Source organism: Sphingomonas sp. P3_C6 (assembly GCF_056402595.1).
In genome coordinates this window covers 44,809-63,700 of the sequence record NZ_JBFUHB010000009.1, presented here as the reverse complement: position 1 = coordinate 63,700, position 18,892 = coordinate 44,809, and the positions used below count along the sequence as shown (strand labels likewise).

At 65.1% G+C, this 18,892-nt stretch carries 19 protein-coding genes; 14 read left to right on the top strand and 5 right to left on the bottom strand.

Annotated elements, in window-relative coordinates; translation table 11 throughout:
- Nucleotides 1–88: 88 nt before the first annotated feature.
- Nucleotides 89–796, bottom strand: a complete 708-nt coding sequence (locus tag AC1DT7_RS11460; protein WP_478036082.1) for a CoA transferase subunit A — start codon at nucleotides 794–796, stop codon at nucleotides 89–91.
- A 235-nt stretch (nucleotides 797–1,031) separates the two neighbouring features.
- On the opposite strand from AC1DT7_RS11460, the gene AC1DT7_RS11455 reads away from it, so the two are divergent.
- Nucleotides 1,032–1,457, top strand: a complete 426-nt coding sequence (locus AC1DT7_RS11455; RefSeq protein ID WP_478036081.1) for a hypothetical protein — start codon at nucleotides 1,032–1,034, stop codon at nucleotides 1,455–1,457.
- Nucleotide 1,458: 1 nt separating this feature from the next.
- Entirely contained in the window at nucleotides 1,459–2,370 is a 912-nt protein-coding gene (locus AC1DT7_RS11450; RefSeq protein ID WP_478036080.1) for a glycoside hydrolase family 25 protein, read from the top strand.
- A 1-nt stretch (nucleotide 2,371) separates the two neighbouring features.
- Here the strand turns inward: AC1DT7_RS11450 and AC1DT7_RS11445 are convergent, their stop codons facing one another.
- Nucleotides 2,372–3,286 carry an SMP-30/gluconolactonase/LRE family protein gene (locus AC1DT7_RS11445; protein WP_478036079.1) on the bottom strand — a complete coding sequence of 305 codons (915 nt, stop codon included), beginning with the start codon at nucleotides 3,284–3,286 and terminating at the stop codon, nucleotides 2,372–2,374.
- Between the two features lie 273 nt (nucleotides 3,287–3,559).
- Here AC1DT7_RS11445 and AC1DT7_RS11440 point away from each other — a divergent pair, with 273 nt between their 5' ends.
- The 9 genes from AC1DT7_RS11440 to AC1DT7_RS11400 all read left to right on the top strand — a co-directional run bounded on the left by AC1DT7_RS11440 (nucleotide 3,560) and on the right by AC1DT7_RS11400 (nucleotide 11,322).
- On the top strand, nucleotides 3,560–3,928 hold the full coding sequence (locus tag AC1DT7_RS11440) for a BlaI/MecI/CopY family transcriptional regulator (protein ID WP_478036078.1): 369 nt from the start codon (nucleotides 3,560–3,562) through the stop codon (nucleotides 3,926–3,928).
- A complete protein-coding gene (locus AC1DT7_RS11435; RefSeq protein ID WP_478036077.1) occupies nucleotides 3,928–5,571 on the top strand; it encodes a M56 family metallopeptidase in 1,644 nt (547 codons plus the stop codon). Before AC1DT7_RS11440 ends, AC1DT7_RS11435 begins: the two co-directional genes overlap by 1 nt.
- A gap of 163 nt (nucleotides 5,572–5,734) precedes the next feature.
- Entirely contained in the window at nucleotides 5,735–6,592 is an 858-nt protein-coding gene (locus AC1DT7_RS11430) for an MBL fold metallo-hydrolase (RefSeq protein WP_478036076.1), read from the top strand.
- On the top strand, nucleotides 6,589–7,272 hold the full coding sequence (locus AC1DT7_RS11425) for a DUF4230 domain-containing protein (protein ID WP_478036075.1): 684 nt from the start codon (nucleotides 6,589–6,591) through the stop codon (nucleotides 7,270–7,272). The genes AC1DT7_RS11430 and AC1DT7_RS11425 overlap by 4 nt, the downstream gene beginning before the upstream one ends.
- Nucleotides 7,273–7,274: 2 nt before the next feature.
- Nucleotides 7,275–8,285, top strand: coding sequence for a quinolinate synthase NadA (gene nadA, locus AC1DT7_RS11420; protein WP_478036074.1), 1,011 nt, complete (start codon nucleotides 7,275–7,277; stop codon nucleotides 8,283–8,285).
- 27 nt (nucleotides 8,286–8,312) lie between these two features.
- On the top strand, nucleotides 8,313–8,831 hold the full coding sequence (locus AC1DT7_RS11415; RefSeq protein WP_478036073.1) for a cupin domain-containing protein: 519 nt from the start codon (nucleotides 8,313–8,315) through the stop codon (nucleotides 8,829–8,831).
- A 332-nt stretch (nucleotides 8,832–9,163) separates the two neighbouring features.
- On the top strand, nucleotides 9,164–10,060 hold the full coding sequence (gene nadC / locus AC1DT7_RS11410) for a carboxylating nicotinate-nucleotide diphosphorylase (protein WP_478036072.1): 897 nt from the start codon (nucleotides 9,164–9,166) through the stop codon (nucleotides 10,058–10,060).
- Between the two features lie 138 nt (nucleotides 10,061–10,198).
- Nucleotides 10,199–10,615, top strand: coding sequence for a hypothetical protein (locus AC1DT7_RS11405; protein WP_478036071.1), 417 nt, complete (start codon nucleotides 10,199–10,201; stop codon nucleotides 10,613–10,615).
- Entirely contained in the window at nucleotides 10,612–11,322 is a 711-nt protein-coding gene (locus AC1DT7_RS11400) for a ribonuclease T2 family protein (RefSeq protein ID WP_478036070.1), read from the top strand. Before AC1DT7_RS11405 ends, AC1DT7_RS11400 begins: the two co-directional genes overlap by 4 nt.
- A 32-nt stretch (nucleotides 11,323–11,354) precedes the next feature.
- Here the strand turns inward: AC1DT7_RS11400 and AC1DT7_RS11395 are convergent, their stop codons facing one another.
- From AC1DT7_RS11395 to AC1DT7_RS11385, 3 genes are read right to left on the bottom strand one after another with little or no spacing between them, the layout of a single operon-like run.
- A complete protein-coding gene (locus AC1DT7_RS11395) occupies nucleotides 11,355–11,765 on the bottom strand; it encodes a DUF4112 domain-containing protein (RefSeq protein WP_478036069.1) in 411 nt (136 codons plus the stop codon).
- 27 nt (nucleotides 11,766–11,792) lie between these two features.
- Nucleotides 11,793–13,238 carry an ABC transporter substrate-binding protein gene (locus AC1DT7_RS11390; protein ID WP_478036068.1) on the bottom strand — a complete coding sequence of 482 codons (1,446 nt, stop codon included), beginning with the start codon at nucleotides 13,236–13,238 and terminating at the stop codon, nucleotides 11,793–11,795.
- The gene (locus tag AC1DT7_RS11385) at nucleotides 13,235–14,791 is read right to left on the bottom strand and encodes a peptide ABC transporter substrate-binding protein (protein WP_478036067.1); all 1,557 of its coding nucleotides are present in this window, start codon (nucleotides 14,789–14,791) and stop codon (nucleotides 13,235–13,237) included. Before AC1DT7_RS11385 ends, AC1DT7_RS11390 begins: the two co-directional genes overlap by 4 nt.
- 540 nt (nucleotides 14,792–15,331) lie before the next feature.
- Here AC1DT7_RS11385 and AC1DT7_RS11380 point away from each other — a divergent pair.
- From AC1DT7_RS11380 to AC1DT7_RS11370, 3 genes are read left to right on the top strand one after another with little or no spacing between them, the layout of a single operon-like run.
- The gene (locus AC1DT7_RS11380) at nucleotides 15,332–16,237 is read left to right on the top strand and encodes an SGNH/GDSL hydrolase family protein (protein WP_478036066.1); all 906 of its coding nucleotides are present in this window, start codon (nucleotides 15,332–15,334) and stop codon (nucleotides 16,235–16,237) included.
- Nucleotides 16,234–17,469, top strand: coding sequence for a GDSL-type esterase/lipase family protein (locus tag AC1DT7_RS11375; protein WP_478036065.1), 1,236 nt, complete (start codon nucleotides 16,234–16,236; stop codon nucleotides 17,467–17,469). Before AC1DT7_RS11380 ends, AC1DT7_RS11375 begins: the two co-directional genes overlap by 4 nt.
- A 2-nt stretch (nucleotides 17,470–17,471) precedes the next feature.
- Nucleotides 17,472–18,884 carry an MBOAT family O-acyltransferase gene (locus AC1DT7_RS11370; RefSeq protein WP_478036064.1) on the top strand — a complete coding sequence of 471 codons (1,413 nt, stop codon included), beginning with the start codon at nucleotides 17,472–17,474 and terminating at the stop codon, nucleotides 18,882–18,884.
- The last annotated feature ends 8 nt before the right edge of the window (nucleotides 18,885–18,892 follow it).

Sequence of the window (18,892 nt, the reverse complement as noted above, 5' to 3'; positions counted from 1 at the left end):
GTCCCCAAGGGAGAGGCTCCGTCATTATCGACAGGCCCTCCCCCAGCCCCTCCCGCAAGCGGGAGGGGGGAAGAAGGGGCGGATAGCGTCACGCCGCCACTCGCTCGCGCACCGTCCTGAACTCGATTTTCTTGTCGTAAGGCGAGCCAACGATCAGCCGCTTCACATAAATGCCGGGCAGGTGGATCGTGTCCGGATCGAGCGATCCAACCGGCACCACTTCCTCGACCTCGGCGACGCAGATCTTGCCCGCGGTCGCCATCGGCGCGTTGAAATTACGCGCGGTCTTGCGGAAGATCAGGTTGCCGCTCTCATCGGCCTTCCAGCCCTTGATGATCGACAGGTCGGCCCGGATGCCGCGCTCCAGGATATATTCCTGCCCGTCGAAGACCTTCACTTCCTTGCCCTCTGCCACCTGCGTGCCGACACCGGTTTTGGTGTAGAAGCCGGGAATGCCGGCGCCGCCCGCGCGGCAGCGCTCGGCGAGCGTACCCTGGGGGCAGAATTCCACCTCGAGCTCGCCCGCCAGATATTGCCGCTCGAACTCCTTGTTCTCGCCGACATAGGAGGAGATCATCTTCTTCACCTGCCGGCTGCGGAGCAGCTTGCCCAGGCCTTCGCCATCGACGCCGGCATTGTTGCTGGCGATGGTCAGGTCCTTGGTGCCCGCGTCGCGAATCGCGTCGATCAGCCGCTCGGGGATGCCGCACAGGCCGAACCCGCCCGCGCAGATGGTCATGCCGTCGAACAGGAGCCCCTCCAGCGCTGCCGCTGCATCGGGATAGAGCTTCTTCATCGCAATGGTCTCCGCAAACATCCTCTTGGGCGCGCATAAGCCATTGGCGCGCGCGCCGGTCAATCGCGCGCGTGCTGCAACTGCACCTGCAGCGAATGCATCCGTCCAGTCGTCCTTCGATTCAATCGGGCGTGCTGCGGATATAGTCGAATCGACCCTAGTTGCGCTTGTTGGAGCGGCCCGATTCCTCAACCATCGCAGAACCACGGCGAAGGCTTTTGAAGGGGAGGCGCAGATGTCGACCACACTTGATGCGGTTAGCTGGTTGCAGGTTATCGGACTTGGCGGGGCGATGGGGGTACTCGGGCAGGGTATCCGGGCGATCGTCGGGCTCAAGAAGCTCAACGACACCGCCAGTGGTACGACCGCGAGCCTTGGCGACCTGATCCAGCCGAGCCGGATCTGGATATCGTTCGGCATCGGGTTCATCGCCGGCGCGCTCGCCGCGGTGAGCCTCATTACCGATCTCGCCCATGTCACGACGCAGCAGATCTTCATGCTGATGGCGGCTGGCTATTCGGGCGCGGACTTCGTCGAAGGCTTCATGTCCCGGCAGGAGGTCGCCCTGACGGTCGCCACGACGCCGGATACGAGCGCAACCGCGCCGGCCGGAGCCCCGGCGCTGGCGCCTGCGGTGTCGGCTGACGGATCGGTGGGCTGAGATGGCCGCGCAGATCCTCGTCACCGGGCAGGTGCAGACGACCTCGATCGTCAATCTCCGCCAGGGCGCGCCGTCCACCAGCGCACCCATCCTGCGCAAGGCGCAGACCGGCACCACGCTCGGCGTCTCCGCGATCGTCGCGGGCGATTCGGTCGACGGCAATCCGCTCTGGTACAGGATCGCCGACGATGCCTATGCTTGGAGTGGCGGCTGCGGCCCCTTCATGCCGGGACCGGCGCCGTCGATCGTGCCCCTGACCGGCACGCCGGTTACGCCAGCTCCCGCGATCCCGTTCCCGCCCGCCGTGCCGCTGGTGATCGATCTCTATCACGGTGATGCGGTGACCAGCTTTCCGCAGGCCTACACGGCCGGGGTGCGCGGGATCATCCACAAGGCGACCACCGGCGGCACCGGCCGCGACGATCTCTATGACGACCGGCGGACCGCAGCAGTCGCGGCAGGCATGTTGTGGGGTGCCTATCACTGGGGCACCGCAGCGCCCGCCCAGCAGCAGGTCGACAATTTCCTGTCCTGGGCCAAGCCCGACGACAAGACCCTCGTCGCGCTCGATTACGAAACGACCAGCGGTAATCAGATGACACTGGATATCGCCCGGGAATTCCTCACCCTGATCGAGCAGAAGCTTGGGCGAAAGGCGGTGATCTACAGTGGAAATCTGATCAAGTCGGACCTTGGCGACCGGGTCGATCCGTTCTTCGGCGCACACCGGCTGTGGCTGGCGCAATATGGTCCGACGGCCGTCGTGCAGAAGAGCTGGGCGACCTATTGGCTGTGGCAATATGCCGAGAAGGTCGCGAACATCCCGGGCCTTCCCGGCAATTCCGCCGGTGCGCTCGACCTCGATCACTTCAACGGCACCGCGGCTCAGCTGGCGGCGCAATGGCCTGGCTGAGTCAGTAGGCCAGCGTCAGGCCCGGGCGCGGCCAATCCACGCGGACGAGCTGCCCCGTGCCCGACAAGGTAATGAAGGCGGTCCGCCGGTCAGGACCGCCCCAGCAGATATTGGTGGTGAAGGGATCGGGCGTCGCCACGAACTCGACCAGCTCGCCCGTCGGTGAGATGACGCTGATCCCGCTTTCGCCGATCGTCGCGATGCAGATATTGCCGCTCTCCTCTACGCCCAGCGAGTCGAAGAATTTGTATCCCGCGGGCCGATAGAGCGGGATGCCGGGGCCGCCGAGTCCGACGGTGTTATCGATCCTTCCCGGCGCGGTGAGGTGGAACGCCATCAGCCGGCAGGTATAGGTCTCCGCCGCGTAAAGCGTCGACCCGTCGGGCGAGAGGCCGATGCCGTTCGGATTCTCGCTGGGGAAGATCACCTCTTCAAGATGGCTGCCATCGGCCTTCGCATAGAAGATGCCGGTGATGTCGCGCTCGCGCGGACGGTTCTTGCCATGGTCGGTGAACCAGAAGCCGCCATGGGCATCGAACACCAAATCGTTCGGCCCGCGCAGCACGCAGCCGAAATCGCCGTTTTTGTAGAGCGTCTCGACCGCGCCGGTGGCAAGATCGATCCGCTCGATCCGACCGCCGGAATAATCGTCGGCCTGGCCGTGCGGGATAAGCAGCCCGCTGCGCTCGACATAGTTGAACCCACCATTGTTGCAGCAATAGAGCTTGCCGTCCGGCCCCATCGCCAGCCCGTTCGGCCCGCCGCCCGGCTCGGCCACGGTCTCGGTCGATCCGTCGGGTCTCACCCGCGTGATCCGCCCCGCGGCGATCTCGACCAGGATCACGCTGCCGTCGGGCAGCGCGACTGGCCCTTCCGGAAAGCGCAGCCCGGCGGCGACGGTGATGAACTGGCTCATGCCTCTCTCCTGTTTTTTGGGGGAGCCTATATCGCAACACCCCCGCCGTCATGCCGGACTTGTTCCGGCATCCATTTCTGCACCGGCGGCGCGGCTGGTTGCCTCTGCGGAGCCGTTCCACGCGCCCGTGCCGGCAGGGGTTTTGGCTCGATGGGCTCCGGAACAAGTCTGGGGTAACGAGCTTTGGCAAGTCCGCATTCATCCACCGTTAAGCTGATTGACTACAGATGTAATCACGACGATTACAGATGTGGTCATTCCGGGGAGCGAGTCGTGAGCGAACGGATCAGCGATGCCGAACATGCGGTAATGGAGGTGCTCTGGGATGAGTCGCCCCTGACCGCCCAGGACGTGGCCGAGCGTATCCCGCCGGGGCGGCACTGGTCGGCCAATACCGTCAAGACTCTGCTCGGCCGATTGCTCGCCAAAAACATCATCGCGCATCAGGAGGATGGCCGCCGCTACCTCTATCGCCCGCTGGTCAAGCGGGGTGATTATGTCGAGGGTGAATCGCGCCGGCTCATGGACCGGCTGTTCGGTGGCAAGCTTACGCCGTTGGTCGCCCATCTCGCCGAACGCGACGCGCTGACCAATGAGGACATTGCCGAGATCGAGGCGCTGCTCAAAGGCCTCAAGTCGTGATGGCCCCCGCCTTTATTCCCTGGGCGATCGAGGCGCTTATCGCCTCGGCCGTGCTGATGGTCGCGGTGCTGCTGCTCCGCGGTCCCGTCCGCCGCGCCTTCGGGCCCGACATCGCCTATGCGCTCTGGGCGCTGCCGGCGCTCCGCCTTTTCCTGCCGCCCTTACCCCAATCCTGGCGCGAGATCGCAGTCGCGCCAGTGATCCGCGCGAGCGAGCAGATCACCGTCTATGTGATCGAACCGCTCGGCGGAGACGCCGCTGCGCCCGTCGCCCAAAATCCCTCGCTTGGCCCCATATTGGTCTCGCTATGGGTGCTGGGCGCGGCGGCGTTCATTGCCTGGCATGCGACGGCGCATGTCCGCTTCGTCGGCCGCATGCTCGCCCAGACGGCGCGCGAGACGGAAATCGAGGGCGGCATCCAACTGATCGAGACCGATGCCGCTAGCGGCCCGCTCGCCTTCGGCATCTGGCGCAAATATGTCGCCTTTCCGCGCGATTTCTCCGAGCGATACGATGTGGAGGAGCGCGACCTCGCGCTCGCCCATGAGCTCGGCCATCATCATCGCGGCGACCTGATCGCCAACTGGATCGCGCTGGTCGTGCTCGCGCTCCACTGGTTCAATCCCATAGCCTGGCGTGCCTTTCGTGCCTTTCGTGCCGACCAGGAGATCGCCAACGACGCCCGGGTGCTCGCCGGCAAGAACCCGATGATGCGGCACACCTATGCCTGCGCGATCGTCAAGGCAGCCCATGGCGGCGCCGTGTCGGCCGCATGCCATCTGCACACGATAGAGGATCTGAAGGGGAGACTGAGAATGCTGACCACCAACAGGACGTCGCGTCTTCGCCTCGTCAGCGGCTTTGCCGCAGTTGCGATGCTGACCGTGGCCGGGCTGGGCCTCACCGCGTCCGGCACCCAGGCGGCCGAGCGGGTCCGTTCCGGCATGGAGAAGGCGACCGGCGTCAGTCTTGCGGAACTCAATCCAATGACCGCCATTGCCCCCATGGTCGCTCCTGCGCCCGTTCAGGCAGTTGCACCTCTTGCTGCGCCGGAGGCGATCGCCGCTGTCGGATCGGACCCCGCGCCGATGCCGGTCCAGGTAACGGACGCCGTGCCCGTCGCACCGCCGGCTCCCGCGGCTCCTCCCACTTCTCCGGCTCCGCCCGCGCCACCGGCATTGGGCGAAGACGATGGGGGCGTCACGACGACCGTCTCGCCCGACGGCAAGGTCACCAGGCGTCAGGTCGTCCGCATCGTACGCCGCGACAGGAATGGCGAGATGGTGACCGGCGATTTCCGCGACATGCCCAACATGGCGGACATTCCTGACGTCTCGTCGCGCAACTGCCCGGGTGACGGCGGACGCCACGAGATGGTGCTCAACGAGAAGAAGGGCAACAAGCGGGTGATCATCATCTGCACCAACCGCATCGAGAAGGTCGCCCGAGAAGGCGCGGCGGTGGCGGCGCGGAGCAAGGATATCGAGCGCAACGCCTATCGTTCGGCGCTAGAAGGCCTGCGCCACGCCCAGGCGCGGATGCGGTCCGACCAGGCGATGGGAGAGGTCGCCCGCAACGAAGCGATCAAGGCGATCGACGAGGCGATCCGCGACATGGAAGACAATCTGAACAAGGCGAACTGAGCTATCGTCCCTTCCGTCCAAAGGGGCGGGGGGTGGGGGCTCTTCCGGCAATGCCGGGAGAGCCCTTATGCCGTCGCGGCACGGCCGCTCCCCAAGCGCAGCTCTCCCCCAATCAAGCAGGGACAGGCTTGCGTAGCGGCGCCCGACCCGCCATCTGCACCCCATGAGCGAGCAACTACCAGGCGTGGCCGAGCAGCTCGAACCGCTCGTCGTCCGCGTCCTCGCGCCCAATCCGTCGCCCTTCACCTATACCGGCACCCAGACCCATCTGGTCGGCACGCGCGACCTCGCGGTGATCGATCCCGGTCCGGACGATGCAAACCATGTCGAGGCGCTGCTGCGCGCGATCGCCGGCCGCCCGGTGACCGCCATCGTCATCACCCACACCCATCGCGACCACAGCCCCGCCTCCCGCGCAGTGAAGGCGGCGACCGGGGCGCCGATCATCGGTTGCGCGCCGCTTGCGCTAGACGATCTCGGGCCGCGTGCCGACGCGTCGTTCGACAGCGATTACGCGCCCGATCATGTGCTGGCCGATGGAGAGTCTGTATCCGGCGAGGGCTGGACCCTCACTGCCATCGCCACGCCGGGGCACACCTCGAACCATCTGGCCTTCGCGCTGCCCGAAACCAAGGCGCTGTTTTCCGGCGATCACGTCATGGGCTGGTCGACGACCATCGTCTCGCCGCCAGACGGTGACATGGCGGCCTATATGGCAAGCCTCGACAAGCTGATGCACCGCGACGACCGGATCTATTATCCCGCGCATGGTGACCCGGTGGAGAATCCGCGCCGTCTCGTCCGCGGCATGATCGGCCACCGCAAGCAGCGCGAGGGCCAGATTCTCCGCTTGCTCCGCGCCGAGCCCCAGCCGGTCCCGGCGATGGTCGAGCGCATGTATGTCGGAATCGATCCGCGGCTGTTTCCGGCCGCGGAGCGATCCGTGCTTGCCCATCTGATCGATCTGCGCGACCGGGGCGTTGTCTCCCTCAGGGGCGACGACTGGGAGATAGCCGCATGAAGTTCCTCGGCAAGTTCGCCGGCGCGCTGGCGCTGATCGCGCTGTTCATCGCCGGCGGCTTCTGGGCGCTCGGCTATTATGTCAGCGGCAAGATGAAGGGTCCCGATCCGGTGACGATCGCCAGCGCCTCGCTTCAGGGTCTGAAGGAGCAGAACCGCCTGTCGGCCTTTGCCGCGCGTTTCGTGGCGGTGACGACATCGACCCAGTCGCAATTCGGGCTGAGCGCGAAGAAGACGCTGATCATGCCCGGCATGGTCCGCTATGAGGTCGATCTGGCGAAGCTTCGGCAGAAAGACGTGACCTGGGACGCTGCCACCCGCACGCTCGGCGTGGTGCTGCCGCCGATCGAAGCCTCTCCGCCGCAGATCGATCTCACCCAGATGCGCGAATATGGCGAAGGTGGGATATTATCGGCCTTTACCGACGCCGAGTCGAAATTGCAGGACGCGAATCGCCGGGCCGGCCAGCAGGAGCTGGTGCGCCAGGCGCATGAAGCGGTGCCGATGAACCTTGCCCGCGATGCGACGCGCCGGGCGGTCGAACGCAGTTTCGCCATGCCGCTCAAGGCGGCGGGGATCGACGTGACGGTCAAAGTGCGCTTCGCCGACGAGGCGAAGGACAATAGCGAGGTGTGGGACACCACCCGCTCGCTGCAAGAGGTTTTGGGGAACAGGAACTGATCATGGACGCACGTAACGGCATTGGCGGCACGCTGACCGGGCTCGATCTCCGTGCGGAGATCGACCGGCTGCGCAAGGAGCGTAACGCGGTCATCCTCGCGCATTATTACCAGAAGCCCGAGATCCAGGACCTGGCCGATTTCGTGGGCGACAGCCTCGATCTCAGCAAGAAGGCGGAGGCGACCGACGCCGACGTGATTGCGTTCTGCGGCGTCCGCTTCATGGCCGAGACGGCGAAGATCCTGTCACCCCAGAAGATCGTCGTCCTGCCCGACATGAACGCAGGGTGCAGTCTGGAGGACAGCTGTCCGCCCGAGCAGTTCGCCGCCTTCCGCGCCGCGCATCCCGATCATATCGCGCTGACCTACATAAACTCGTCGTGCGAGGTGAAGGCGCTGAGCGACATCATCGTGACCAGCTCCTCGGCCGAAAAGATCCTCGCCCAGATCCCGAAGGACCAGAAGATCATTTTCGGCCCGGACAAGAATCTCGGCGGCTATCTCGCTCGCAAGACCGGGCGCGACATGCTGCTCTGGCCTGGCGTATGCATCGTGCACGAGGCGTTCAGCGAGACCGAGCTGCTGAAGCTCCAGCAGCAGCACCCGGGCGCGCCCGTCGTCGCACACCCCGAATGCCCGCCTTATATCCTCGATCACGCCGACTATGTCGGGTCGACGCGTGGCATCCTGGAATATGCGCTCGCGATGGAAGGCGACACGCTGATCGTCGCGACCGAGCCACACATCATCCATCAGATGCAGAAGGCGGTGCCCGACAAGACCTTCATCGGCGCGCCCGGTGCCGACGGCAACTGCAACTGCAATATCTGCCCGTACATGGCGCTCAACACGATGGAGAAGCTCTACGTCGCCCTGCGCGACCTCGAGCCGCGCATCGAGATCGAGGAGGGCCTTCGCCTTCGTGCCAAGAAGAGCCTCGACGCGATGCTGTCGATGGCGAGCGCGACGGTCGGTATGGGCGATCTCGGCCCGGTGAGGGTGACCGGCGACTGACCATCGAGCGGAAGGAGAGGTCGGACCATGTTCTTCCGCAAGAAAAAGGCGGCGAAAGACCGCATTGACGATCAGGTCGTCACCACGCCGTTCCGCCGGATCGTGACCGGGCATGACGAAGCAGGCTGGTCGATCGTGCACGCCGACGACATGCTCCGCCCTGTCGTTGCCGGTACGAGCGAGGCTGCCGTCGCGCAGGTCTGGTCGACGCCGGAGGTGCCCGCCAACCTCAATGACGATAGCGATGGCGCACGCCGGCCTGGGGATGAAGGCGGCTCGATGATCCGTGTCGTCGACTTCCTGCCCGGCCGGCAGTCGCGCACGCACCGGAGCTGGTCGATCGATTACGCGATCATCCTCGACGGAGAGATCGAGCTTCAACTCGACGGGGGCGAGATCGAGCAGCTCGAAACCGGGGATATTGTCGTGCAGCGCGGCACCAGCCATCTCTGGCGCAACACCGGCACCGAGCTGTGTCGGGTCGTCTTCGTCCTGATCGAGGCGATCCCGGTAGCGATCGACGGTCACCTCCTTCGCGAAGAATAGCCGAATCTCCTTCGCCCGTACCGTCGCCATCTCACGCTTCGCCGCATTGATCGGCGAGATCGCCGGACGCACCAAACTGCTCGCGCTCAATACTACGGGCCAGCCCGTGCCGGCGACGTAGGGCCCGGTGGCGACTGAAGTGAAGCATCTTGCCAGTTAGGCCTCCGGGGCGACGGGCGCTTCGGCGTAAATGTCGGTCGGAGGTCATGCGTTCATCGAGAATGAGACGTTATCCATCCGATCGCGCAGAATAGTCCATTTCAGGCCGCTCAACGCTTGCGTTGGCGGGCACCTGAAGACATCAGGCAGACGTGACTGTTGCGGAGCGGGTGATGACGGCGGACATTCTGAACCCGGCGGGGCAGGGCACGCCCCATGCGGGCACATGGGCCTTGCCCGGTTTCGATCTCGGCGCTTTCGTCGCTGCGACGCTGGCCGAGGATCTGGGCGATGCGGGGGACATCACCTCGATCGCGGTGATCCCGGCCGATGCTCGCTTCACCGGCGTGATGGACAGCCGCGATGCGATCGTGGTCGCGGGCCTGCCGATCGCCGAGGCATTCTTCCGATCGCTCGATCCCGAGGTGCGGATCGAGCGGCTGGTGCAGGATGGTGAGAAGGTTGCTGCCGGCACCGACCTGATGCGCTTCGAGGGCAGCGCGCGCGCGATGCTCACCGCCGAACGCTCGGCATTGAACACCGTGCAGCATTTGTCCGGCATCGCCACGCTGACGCGCTCCTATGTCGACAAGATTCTCGGCACCGGTGCCGTGCTGCTCGATACGCGCAAGACCATCCCGGGCCTGCGGATTCTGGAGAAATATGCGACCCGCATGGGCGGCGCGACCAACCATCGCATGGGGTTGTGGGACGCGGCGATGATCAAGGACAATCATGTCGCGGTCGCGGGCGATATCGGCGAGGCGGTGCGCCGCGCCAAGGTCGCGGGCATCGGCCGGATCATCGTAGAGGTCGATTCGGTCGATCAGATCGAGCCGGCACTGGCCGCAGGCGCCACGCATCTGTTGCTCGACAATATGGATCCGCCGACGCTGCGCGGCGCGGTGACCCTGATCGGCGGGCGCGTGCCGACAGAGGCGTCGGGTGGCGTGCGGCTCGACACGATTCGCGCGATCGCCGAAACCGGCGTGACCTTCATCAGTGTCGGCCGGCTGACCCAATCCGCGCCCGCGGCTGATATCGGCCTTGATTTCACTGCTGCGGCCTGACGGTTGCGTGAGAACAAAAGAGGACTAAGCTGCCCGTCGTGATGGTGGAGGGGTGAGTCGGGTAACGGCTCGAGTCGATCGTTTCGTATGGGGTAAGACAGCACCGATTAAGTGAGATCAACCGGGGGGGGCGCATCGATGACCAGGCCGAATTCGATCATTCAGTTCGAACGTTTCTATCTTGCCGCGATCGGCGTCGATGTCGTGAACACGATCCTCTCCTGGTCGGATCGCGAAGAGCGGGCATTGCTGCAGCCGCAGATGTTCGGCGACGCTACCTTGCAGCTGGCCACCGCGATCGGATTCGGCATAGCCCTGCTTCTGTGGTTCTTCGTTGCCCGCAAGGGTAGCGCGATCGCCAAATGGGTGCTCGCCGTGTTCGTCGTTCTGGCGCTCGGCTGGACGCTCTACGCGATCCCGACCGGCCATTATTCCATGGGGCTGAGCGGCCTGCTCGGCCTCTTTTCGACTGTGCTCCAGGCTTATGCGGTCGCGATGCTGTTTCGCGGCAATGCAAGGCCGTGGTTCGGTGCAAAAACAGGAGTCGTTGCATGAAGCCTGCCGTTGTCGTCGCGTCTCTGCTTGCCGTCATACCCGGCGTCGCCCAGGCCCAAGCCTATAAGTGCGAGATTCCGGCCAATCTCGCCCGGCCTCGGCCCGACCTGCCGAGCCGCAGCGAGCCGAAGCGCGTGCTGCCGATCGGCAGTTATACGCTCGCGGTGACCTGGGCTCCGCAATATTGCCATGGCAATGCGCGCAGTCCTTCCGCCCGGCTCGAGTGCGGCAGCGGAAACCGTTTCGGTTTCACTCTGCACGGGCTGTGGCCCGATGGGGTCGGCAAGGAATGGCCGCAATATTGTACCGCCGCCACGATCCTGCCTCGGCAGGTGATCCGCAAGCATCTCTGCGCGACGCCGTCAGTACAGTTGCTGCAACATGAATGGGCTAAGCACGGAACCTGCATGGGCACGACGCCGACAGCCTATTTCGAACGGTCCACCGGGCTTTATGCAAAACTGCGCTATCCTGACATGGATGCGCTCTCGCGGGGCAACGCGACGGCGGGTGGGCTCGCGGCCGCGATGGCGAAGGCGAATCCCGGCCTTCCTGCCAATGCGATCCGGGTGACCGCCAACCGCCAGGGCTGGCTCGACGAACTGTGGATCTGCCTGGACAAGCGCTTCGCTTATGAGCGGTGCAAGGCAGGCACCGGCGGTCTGCCAGCCACAGCGGCGCTGAAGATCTGGCGCGGACCGCGTTGACGCGCGATCGCTGAGACGGGCCTCTTCAGGCGCTATCGGTCGATCACTGCGGTCGACGGGTGGTGTTTATCGAGATGGCGCTTGATGATGCGCAGGTTGCGGGTGTTCGACCGGAAAAAGAAATCGGGCACCGCGCCGACCCAGGGGATCAGGCCGAGCAGGAAGTCCACGCCGATATTGCCGGCCATGCGGGCGACCTGCGATTTGGACATGCCCAGATTGCGGGCCTCCCATGCCATCCATGCACCCATCAGGGCGGCAACGGCGCCACCGCCGATCGGAATGATGTCGAGGATCACGTCGAGTCCGACCCGGCGGTTGATGCCCGGAATGACGAAGAGCCCTTCGAGCAGATGCTCCATCGCCACGACGCGCCGGCGCACCGATGCTGCATCGCTACCGGTGAAACTGCCGGCAATATTCCCGAGGGGCTCGGGGCTCATTCGGGTCGCTCGGTTGGCCATATCACCTCATTTGGTGTCATTACGCAGGTGATTCAACGGGTGCCAGGCGCGGGAGTTCCCCTGCCACTGCCCCAGCCGCAACGCGACGAGCGACCAGCGCAGCGGCCGGGCGATCGGAATATAGGCGATATCGTCCGCCAGTGCTGCGTCCGCCTCCGCGATGCGGGCGGCGCGCAGCTCCAGCGTGGGGGCGTCGCGCGCCGCGTCGATCGCTGCCTGGGCCTCGGCGCCGCAGGGCTGGCAGGCAGTGGCGAGATACCAGCGCGCACTGTCATAAGGGGCGACTGCATCGATCAGCCGCAGATCGGCTTCGGCATCGATCGCAACCCTTTGGGTGTCGATGCCGATCCGGTGAAGCCCCGCCGCGACGATGCCATAAACCAGCGTCGATCCCGGACCCGGCGGGAGCGCGATACGGAGCACCAGTGGGCCATCATGCGCCGTACGCCAGGCGCGCACCCGGTCGGGCGGGGACATGGCATCAAGGACAGGTGCAACCCACCCCGGCGCTGGCGCCGATGCCGAATCGAGCCGATCGGGCAGGAGCTGCGCGGTCGGAGCCCAGCCCGTGGCAAAGGTGCCGACGATCGCCTGCCGGTCGATCGAGCGGGCGACCAGCGAACGATTGGCTGCCTCGGCGAGGAAACCGTCACGATTGGCGATGGCGAGACCGAACAGGCCGGCCGCCGGATCGAGGCGCTGGTTCGCCGGTGCGATCTCGGCGTTGGCGATCAGCGGCCAGTCGGCAAAAGTGCCGCCGGTGACCAGATCGGACTCATGCGCCGCGAACCGCAGAAGGGCGCGCGAGGCACGTTCGCCGATCAGGCGGACATTCTGTTCGGGTCCGGGCTCGGCCGCGTCGTCGTCGGGCGAGCGGGCCGGATCGAAGGCCGGGCGCAGCATTACGCCGTCGCGATAGGTTTGGGTGACGCGGAATGGCCCACTGCCACCGGGCGGGCGGGTGCGGAACAGCGCAAGCTCGGGCTGGGCGAACAGCTTCAGAAGGTCAGGACGCGGGCGCTTCAGCCGCACCTCGATGACCTGCGGCGTCATTTCGACGATCTCGTCGATTGCGCTGAGAAAGGGCATGATCGGATTGCGTGAGCGCGCGGCAATCTGACGGCGCAGGATCGACACCACCTCCTGCGCGTCGACCGGTCGGCCGTCGCTCCATTCGGCCTCGCGAAGACGGAAAATATAGCTCATGCCGTCGTCGATGACGATCCAGCGCTCTGCAATTCCTGGCTCGATCTGTCCTGCGGCGTCGAAACGCACCAGGCCCTGGGCGGTGGAATCCAGCAACAGTCGGGCTCCGATGCCGAGCGGCCCCTGCGACGAGTCGGCGAGCGCGGGCACGCCACCGATTGCGCTGACCACCACCGGGCCAGCATCGGATCGTCGGCCGCAGCTCGTCAGCAGGAGCATGGCCAGGAGCAACACGCGGCCCTTCATCGCGTTTCCCGATACAACAGGCGGCTGGGATGGATATTCATCGCATTATCCTGCCATCCCCGGACGCCCGGCGCCACCAGTGACCGGCTGACATAATGATAGATCGGCAGGATCGGGGCGGCACGCAGCAGTCGTTCCTCCGCCGCCTGAAGCAGCGCGGTGCGTGCGGTCGGCTCTGCGGTGGCGAGTGCCCGAGTGACCAGGCGGTCATATTCCGGATCGGCGAAGCCTGAATAATTGACCGCACCCGCGCCGCTCAGATGCACCGCAAGGAAATTCTCCGGCCGCGGAACATCGGCGATCCACCCCGAACGGGCGAGCTGGAAGTCACCCAGCCGTAAGGCCGCGAAATGCAGTGCCGCCTCGCTGTTGAGCAGCCGCGCCTCGACGCCATATGGTCGCCACATCGCCGCCAGCGCCACCGCGATCCGCCGATGATCGCCGCCGCTGTTGAACCGTATGTCGAAGACGAGGGGATGCCGGGGGCCATAGCCGGCCGCGCCGAGCAGGCGCCGGATCTCAGCCGGGCGGTCGGGTTTCGCGAAAACCTCCGGATCGCGCCCGCCGAGGATCGGTGGGACCAGGCCGCGCGCGCCCGTCTCGCCGGTGCCCATCAGTCGGGTCGCGATCCAGGCCCGGTCGACCGCCATCGACAGCGCGCGGCGAATGCGAACATCGTCGAACGGCGGTTTCCGTGTGTTGAAGGCGAAATAATATGTGCCGGCATAAGGCGCGATCCGGGCCGCGCCAGGAAGATGTTTGCGTACCCATTCGAGCCGGCTGCCCGGAATGTCGCTGACGGTATCCGCTTCACGCCCTCGGAACCGTCGCAGCGCCGCCAGCTTGTCCTCGGCCGGCTGCCAGACGATGATCGGGGTTGGGGCAGGGCGGTTGTGCCACGCCGGATTGCGTGAAAGGGTCAGCCGGTCGCCGAGCCGCCAGTCGGTCAGCCGATAGGCGCCCGAGGTGACGAGCGGGCGGTCACTTGTCCAGCGGTCCCCTACGGCAGCGATCCGGTGGATCGGCAGTGCTGCAAGAGCCGGCTGGGCGAGCAACTCCGCAAGCCAGGGCAAGGGGCGGCGCAGCGTCACGGTGACGGTCGCCGGGCCGTCCGCCAGGATGTTGTCGATGCCTTCGAACAGCTTGGCATTGGGCGCCATGGTCTTCGGATCGCGCAGCCGCGCGAAGCCTTGTGCAAAGGTGGCAGCGGTGATCGGCGTGCCGTCCGAGAAGCGCAGGCCCGGCCGAAGCGTGAAGCGGCAGGAGAGGTTGTCCGGAGTGCAGCGCACGGCGCCCGCCAGGCCCAACTCGGCCCGTCCATCGCCGCCATGCCGCATCAACCCCTCGAACTGGTCCTCTGCGACACGAAGCGAGGTTAGGTCGGAGATTTTCTGCGGATCGAGATTCTTCACCTCGTCGTCGGACAGCCTGACCAGTCCGGTATGCGCGCTGCCTTCCTGACGCTTGCTGCAACCACCGGCGAGCAGTGTCAGAATCGCGGCGCAGGCAACCATGCCGAGGGGGCGGAGCTCGATGAGGGAGGGGGCGGCCACAGCCGTTCCTACCGCCTTGTCGGCGGGCCTGCCACCTACGCGTGACAGGTGCCGGAAAAGGGAAAACAATAGTCGACGCCGCCGAATTCGATCAGCGAATCCTGGTGGAATCCATCGCGATCATTGTCAGGTGTCAGGATGAGTGTGCGTATTTTTCCTGATACTAGTGCGAGGGGCGGCCTGGCTGAATTTCGCATCTGTTCTATCGGTGAAAATTATCCGGCCGATATCGATCTATTATTGATAATAAGGGCGGCATCTCCTGAATCGTCAATATAATTCGACCGTACTTGCCAATAATGAAGTAATATTGTCGAATATTTATTGTGCGGGGTGCGTACAAATTTGCCGTTACCCCGTAAAATTCGGCAAACGATAGATTCTTCATAGACAAGTTGGAGCCATCCGGCACATATAGCGTTACGGATTAGAATAGTTGCTCCCACCGAAAGTATGAAAGCCGTGTTGCAAGGTACAGTGCAAGTGCCGCAGGATGCTGCGCGCCCTCAAGACCCGATTTCTTCGACATCTCGCCCATCCTTGCGTGTCCTGCTCGACCGGACGGCGGTGCTCCTGCTCGGTACCGCGGTCGGGGCGGCGATCGGCTGGGCGTTCCAGGTGGGGAGCAGCGCGTCCGCAGCGGCGGCACCGTCGCCACGGACAGTCCTTTCCCGGCCGATTCCCGTCTCAGTCCAGGCGGAGGATACTCTCATCCGCCAATATGCCACGCCCTTTCAGCAGCTCGTGAAGACGGTCGCCACCGGCAACCGCATCAAGGTCGGCGTGTTTGGCGACAGCTTCGGCGACGGCGTGTGGTGGGGCCTCGCACAACAGCTGCCGAACAAGGCGGGCTATGACGTCGTCAAATATAGTCAGCCCGCCACTGGCTTCACGCGATACAAAAGCCTTAATCTGGAAAGCCACGCCGCCGAACAGCTCGGCGATGCGTCGCTCGACATCGCGATCATCTCGTTCGGTGCCAATGACGCACAGGGCATCATCACGCCGCAGGGCAAATACGCCAAGTTCATGGGGCCGCTTTGGCAGCAGGAAGTCGGCGGGCGCCTCGACCGTTATGTCGCGCTGATGCGCCGCCACCATGCGATGGTCTATTGGGTCGGCCTGCCGCGCATCGGCAAGGAATCGCTCGACGCCGATGTCATGGCGATCAACGACTTTTATGCCGAGCGGATGGGGAAGCTCGGCGTGCCGTTCATCGATACTCGCCCGGTCGCCTCCGATGCGCAGGGCAATTTCGCGACCTGGTTGAACGATCCAAAGACGGGCAAGCGCACCCTGATCCGTGCGGCCGACGGCGTTCACATGTCGATGACCGGCTATCTGTGGATCACCCATGGGCTAGCCGGCCGCATTCGCAACTATGCCGACGCCGCGCGCAGCGTCGCCGGCAGGCCCGCCACCGGGGGTGGGGAAGGTGCGAAGTGAGGCTCGCCTTGCTGACACTGGCGGCGCTCTCCGCCCCCGCCGACGCGTCGAACTGTGCCGGGTCGTTGTGCGGCCCTGAGGCGCTGGCACCCTATTTCGCCCGGCTTGAGGCCGCGCGCGACACAAAGGGGGACGAGCCAATCCATATCCTGCAGATCGGCGACAGTCACACCGCCGGTGACGGGGTGACGGGTGCCTGGCGCGACCTGCTCCAGGCACGGTTCGGCGCCGGAGGCAGGGGCGTGTTGCCGCCCGGGCGGCCATATGACGGGTATATCACGCGGGGCATGACAGCTGCGATGTCGACGGGCTGGGCCATAGGCGCAACCTTCGGCAAGGGCGCGGTCGCGCCGCGGCCGCTGCTTGGCCTGTCGGGCTTCAGTATGACCGCGATGCGTCCCGGGGCAAGTATGACGCTGAACGCGGCGGCGGGCATGGCGTTCGACCGGTTCCTGCTCTGTGCTGTCGGCGGGCCTGATGTTGGAGGCGTCATCGTCCGCTTTGACGGGCGGGATCGGGACCGGCTGGATTTCAACGCTGCGTCCCAACGGCCGATCTGCCGCACGATCCGCTCCGCCACGTTGCATTCCTCGGTCGAGATCGCTGCCGAACGCCGTTCGCTCACCATAACGTCCTGGGCGACCTTTCGGGACGCAGGCGGCATCGCCCTGTCCAATCTCGGCGTCGTGGGGTCACAACTGGCGCATTTCGCGCGGACCGACGATGCCGTCGTCGCTGAGGAACTCAAGGCCTACAAACCCGACCTGATCGTGCTCGCTTTCGGCACCAACGAAGGGTTTGCCCCGCATTTCGACCCAGTCGTGTTCGAAGCGGTGCTGCGCTCTCAGATCACCCGGCTACGCTCGCTTTCCGGCGACGTCCCGATGCTGTTGCTCGGTGCGCCCGACTCGCTTAGCCGTCAGCCCGCGCTTCGCACCAACGCGCCCGGTGCCCTGGTCGAGTGCGAGACGGCCGGCGCCCGGCCGGCCTTGTTCGCGCCGCCCGCCTCTGCAGCCGTGCGCGATATCCAGCGCCGCGTCTCAGACGAACTCGGCCTGGCCTTCTGGGACTGGCAGGCCCGCATGGGCGGCTCCTGCGCAGCTCGTGACTGGGTCCAGCGCGATCTGCCGCTGATGCGCGGCGACTATGTCCATTTCAACACCGCGGGCGGACTGGAGATCGCACGGCGCCTCCAGGCCGACCTCGACAGGGGAGCCGCTCACGCGGAATAACCATGCTGTTTCCGACGCTCACCTTCGGCGTTTTTTTTCTTGTCGTTTTCACCCTGGTCTGGTCGGTGCGCTCCAACGAGTGGCGCAAGATCCTGCTGCTCGTGGCGAGCTGGGTCTTTTACGGCGCATGGGACTGGCGGTTCGTGCCGCTGCTGATCTTCTCCGCGCTGATGAACTGGGCGGTCGCGGCCGGCCTGGCGAACGATCGCTTCGTCGACCGGCGCAAGCTGTTGCTGCTCTGCGGCGTCGCGGCCAATCTGATCATCCTCGGCTTCTTCAAATATTTCGACTTCTTCACCGAGCAGGTCGGGGCGACGCTGGCTGCGATCGGGTTCGAACGCGACCTGCCGATGCTCAGGGTGATCCTGCCGATCGGCGTCTCCTTCTTCACCTTCCAGGGCATCAGCTATGTCGTCGACGTCTATCGTCGACGCGTCCAGCCGGCGGCGCTGCTCGACATATTGCTGCTGATGTCCTTTTTCCCGCACCTCGTCGCCGGGCCGATCGTCCGAGCGGCGGATCTGGTGCCGCAGTTCCAAACGCGCCCGAAGCTCGACCGGTCGATGGTATCGATGGCGTTGCTGCTGATCGTGTGGGGGCTGTTCAAGAAGACCGTCATTGCCTCCGAACTCGCGGTCAGTTTTGTCGATCCGGTATTCGCCGATCCGGCCTCGCACTCGGCGCTCGATCTAGTCTTCGCCGCCTATGGCTATGCCGTGCAGATCTATTGCGACTTCTCCGCCTATACCGACATGGCAATCGGGCTGGCGGCGCTGCTTGGTTATCGCTTCCCGCGGAATTTCGACCAGCCTTACCGCGCGACCTCGTTGCAGGAATTCTGGCGCCGTTGGCACATCACCCTGTCGCAATGGCTGCGCGACTATCTCTATATCGAGGCGCTTGGCGGCAGTCGCGGCGGCAAGATCGCCACCTATCGCAACCTGATGCTGACCATGCTGCTCGGCGGCCTGTGGCACGGTGCCAGCTGGACCTTCGTCATTTGGGGCGGCCTGCACGGCGGCGCGCTGGCGGTGGAACGCTTCTGGGCCGACTATGCGCCGAAGTCGTGGCCGCCGCTGCCGGTCTGGGCGAGACTGCTGCTCACCTTCCATGTCGTCCTGCTCGGCTGGATCTTCTTCCGAGCTGCGAGTTTCGACGACGCCATGGCCTATCTGGGCGGTATGCGCGATCCGTTCGATGGCCCGGCCGGCCTTACGGCCTCGCCACTGATCGTGCTGTTGATCGGTTTCGGGCTCGCCATCCATGCCATGCCGACACGCTGGATGGCGGGCGCGGCGATCCGCATCCGTACTTTCCCTGCGCCTCTGGTGGGTGTCGGCCTGGCCGCCCTGATCCTCGTTATCGACGCGATGCGTTTCGAAGGCGTCGCCCCGTTCATCTATTACCGCTTCTAGGAGGACCG